4 protein-coding genes are annotated in these 3,082 nt (G+C 75.0%); all 4 read right to left on the bottom strand.

All coding sequences use genetic code 11. The features are described 5' to 3' along the window. On the bottom strand, positions 1–480 hold a 480-nt coding region (locus NH339_RS17755; RefSeq protein ID WP_253027324.1), incomplete at its 3' end, for a hypothetical protein. A 20-nt stretch (positions 481–500) separates the two neighbouring features. Further along, positions 501–1,310: an ABC transporter permease gene (locus tag NH339_RS17750; RefSeq protein WP_253027323.1), complete on the bottom strand. Its 810-nt coding sequence runs from the start codon at positions 1,308–1,310 to the stop codon at positions 501–503. Beyond that, positions 1,307–2,269 carry an ATP-binding cassette domain-containing protein gene (locus NH339_RS17745; protein WP_253027322.1) on the bottom strand — a complete coding sequence of 321 codons (963 nt, stop codon included), beginning with the start codon at positions 2,267–2,269 and terminating at the stop codon, positions 1,307–1,309. The genes NH339_RS17750 and NH339_RS17745 overlap by 4 nt, the downstream gene beginning before the upstream one ends. A gap of 43 nt (positions 2,270–2,312) precedes the next feature. Beyond that, positions 2,313–3,082 (bottom strand): hypothetical protein (locus NH339_RS17740; RefSeq protein WP_253027321.1); only part of this gene is annotated, 770 nt, incomplete at its 5' end.

The following is a 3,082-nucleotide window of genomic DNA, read 5'->3' as shown; positions in this document are numbered from 1 at the left end:
CTCGACCGCCGCGACGAGGGCGGCGACGTGCGCGCCACCGTCGCAGACGACGTGCGGCGTCAGGTAGGAGAGCACCGAGCCGCCGTCGGTCGTGCTGGCGGTCGCGAGGCTCCACGTGGGGCCCGACCACGGGTCGAGCGGCTCGGCCGCCCGCTCCTCCGCCCACGCGAGGACGTCACCCGGCTGCAGCGGCGACGTCGCCAATTCGACCGGGCCACCCGCCGACGACGCGACCCAGCTGTCGCGGGCACCGGGGATGCGTGAGCGTCTGATCGAGCGGGCGAGAGGTCCCTCGCGGAGCCCGAGGTCCAGCCGTTCCACCCCGGTCGGGTCGAGGGGGCGGTCGAAGCGCCACACGGTCTGGTTGACCACGGGGATCCCGAGGACGCGGTGCGCCCGCACGAAGAGGTCGTCGTCGAGGGTCAACCGGTTGCCCTCGGTGACGGTCGCCCGCGCGACCTGGGTGCTCTGCAGGTTCACGGTTCCTCCAGCCCTGGTGGTCAGTCGCGTCGGACGTACGCCCGCACCGTGAGCGGCGCGAAGATCGCGAGCACGGCGAAGGAGCCGAGCAGCGCGGTGAGCACCGACCCGGCGGCAGGGTCGCCCCCGGCGAGGTCGCGCACCGCGGAGACCAGGTGGGTGACCGGGTTGACCTCCGCGATCGCCCGCATCCACGCCGGCATCGTCTCGGTGGGCACCAGCGCGTTCGACATGAACGACAGCGGCGTCAGGACGAGCATCGACACGCCCTGCACGGCGGCGGCGCTGCGCATCATGACGCCCATCAGCGCGAACACCCAGCTCATGGTGAAGCCGCTCAGCACGACGAGCGCACAGCCGGCGACGAGCCCGGCCCACGACTCCGGCCGGTAGCCCATCGTCACCCCGACGAGCACCGTCATCGTCACCGCCACGACGTAGCGGACGACGTCGGCGAGCAGGGCCCCCGCGAGCGGTGCCGTGCGCGCCACGGGCAGCGACCGGAAGCGGTCGAACACACCGCGGTCGATGTCGTCGCGCAGCTGCACCCCCGTGACGACCGAGGCGGTGACGGCGATCTGCACGAGCACACCGGGCACGAGCTGGGGGAGGTAGGCGTCGACGCCACCCGCGACGGCACCGCCGAAGACGTTCGCGAACAGGATGGTGCCGACGACCGGCAGCACGATGACGTCGAAGAGGCGCTGCGGGTCGTGGCGGACCCGCAGGAGTCCCCGGTGGCCGAACGTGAGCACCTGGGCCAGTGCCGACAACGGGCCCACGCCGCCGCGCGGCACCGGTCGCGCCGGCGTCCCGAGCGCGGCGCTCATGCCGCGTCCTGTCGCTGGGGGCCGCGCGCGTCGAGGGCTCCGGTGAGCGCGAAGAAGACCTCGTCGAGGCTCGGGCGGGCCGCGCTGAGCTCGCCGATCTCGATCCCCCGAGCGGTGAGCGCCAGCACGACGTCGGACGTCACGGCGCCCGACCGGACCGGCGCGGCGAGGAGCACGCCGTCGTCCTGCGGCACCTGCCCGGTCACCTCGTGCAGGACGCGGGCCGCCTCGACACGACGAGCCGGGTCCGCCACGACCAGGTGGAGCGTGAGGCCGCCGACGGACTCCTTGAGCTCGGCGGGCGTGCCGTCGGCGACGACGCGTCCGCGGTCGATCACCGCGATCCGGTCGGCGAGCTGGTCCGCCTCCTCCAGGTACTGGGTGGTGAGCAGCACCGTCGTTCCCTGGGCGACGAGCTCGCGCACCGTCGCCCACATGTCGGCGCGCGTGCGCGGGTCGAGGCCCGTCGTGGGCTCGTCGAGGAACAGCAGCGGCGGGTCCCCGAGGAGGCTGGCCGCGATGTCGAGACGTCGCCGCATGCCTCCGGAGAACGTCGAGACGGCGCGGTACGCCACGTGGGTCAGGCCGAACCGCTCGAGCAGGTCGGCCGCCCGGGAGCGGGCCTCCGCCCGTCGCCAGCCGACCAGCCGGGCGAAGAGGTAGAGGTTCTCGTGCGCCGTCAGCAGCTCGTCGAGCGCGGCGTACTGGCCGGTGAGGCCGACGAGGGAGCGCACCTGCGTGGGTGAGCGCATCACGTCCTGCCCGAAGACCTCGGCCCGCCCGCCGTCGAGGCGGACCAGCGTCGCGAGGGCGCGCACCGCGGTCGTCTTCCCGGCGCCGTTCGGCCCGAGCACGGCGTGCACCGTGCCGGCACGCACGGACAGGTCGAGGCCGTCGAGCGCCCGCTGCTCCCCGTACGTCTTGACCAGTCCCTCGGCCCGGATGGCCCACTCGGTCATCGTCGTCCCCCCTCGTCCGGTCGCGGCGCCCAGCGCCCGACGCTCACCACAGCCGTGCCTCGACGTGCCACGCCGCCAGGCCCGACCGCACCAGGTCACGCAAGGTCTCGTCGTCGGGCACCCGCGCCGGGTCCAGGGCGGCGACCGTCACCGTGGTGCGCCCGCCGGAGGTGCACGCCCAGGCGGTCAGACCGCCGCCGAGCGCCCGGATCTCGGCGTCGTCCACGACCCGGTGGCCGGCCAGCGCGGCGATGCTGCGGGCCGGCGTCCCGGTCGGCGCGCTGAACGCCGGAGACATCGTCCCCAGGTTCGAGGCCAGGACGCGAGGGCCGGTCGGCACCGGCAGTCGCCGCACGACCGCGTCGGGCAGCATCTGCACGAGCGTGAGGAGCGAGCCGGCGTCGTCGTCCCCGGCCGACGTGTCGCGCGTGCCGAGCCGGGCGTAGGCCTCACGGCACCCCGCCCGCAGCGGCGCGAGGTCGTGGCGCCGCAGGTCGCCCGGGTCGACGGCGACGCGGGCGATCCGCGTGGCGTTGGCCCGAGGATCGTCGGTGCCACGCGCCGTGACGGGCAGCGCCACCAGCACGGGCTCGTCCTCGTCCGTGATCCCGGCCGACACGACCAGCGACGCGCCCAGGGCGACGAACCAGGTGTTGAGGGTGCCGCCGTGCTTGGCCGCTGCAGCCTCGACGTCGGCAGTGCGGCACTCCGCCACGACGGTGGGGACGACCCAGCCCTCGGGCGCGGTCGGCCCGTCGGTGGTCGGCGGCGGCGACGCCCCCGCGGAGGTCGTCGCGCCGCCACCCCGTCGCA

This window comes from Aeromicrobium sp. CnD17-E (assembly GCF_024124745.1).
Classification (GTDB): Bacteria; Actinomycetota; Actinomycetes; order Propionibacteriales; family Nocardioidaceae; genus Aeromicrobium.
This window is presented reverse-complemented; position numbering and strand designations above follow the sequence as displayed.